The following is a 302-nucleotide window of genomic DNA, read 5'->3' on the forward strand; positions in this document are numbered from 1 at the left end:
CCCCGGCCCCATGGTCCCAAACCATGTGCGCTACCAAACTGCGCTACACCTCGAAGATAATATAACAGTTTTACTTTGGCAGGGGTAGAGGGACTCGAACCCCCGGCGCACGGTTTTGGAGACCGACGCTCTACCAACTGAGCTATACCCCTAAATTGGTGGATCTTCAGGGACTCGAACCCCGGACCTACCGGTTATGAGCCGGGCGCTCTAACCAACTGAGCTAAAGGCCAACTGCATTTTTTAATGGTCGAGGTGAAGGGACTCGAACCCCCGGCCCCATGGTCCCAAACCATGTGCGC

General features: G+C 56.0%; 2 tRNA genes. Both read right to left on the reverse strand.

The window, feature by feature from the left end:
- Nucleotides 1–76: 76 nt before the first annotated feature.
- A tRNA-Trp gene (locus Q7P33_RS18005) sits at nucleotides 77–152 on the reverse strand.
- Between the two features lie 4 nt (nucleotides 153–156).
- Nucleotides 157–230, reverse strand: a tRNA-Ile gene (locus Q7P33_RS18010).
- Between the last annotated feature and the right edge of the window lie 72 nt (nucleotides 231–302).

The organism is Acetobacterium wieringae (genome assembly GCF_026646375.1).
GTDB lineage: Bacteria > Bacillota > Clostridia > Eubacteriales > Eubacteriaceae > Acetobacterium > Acetobacterium wieringae_A.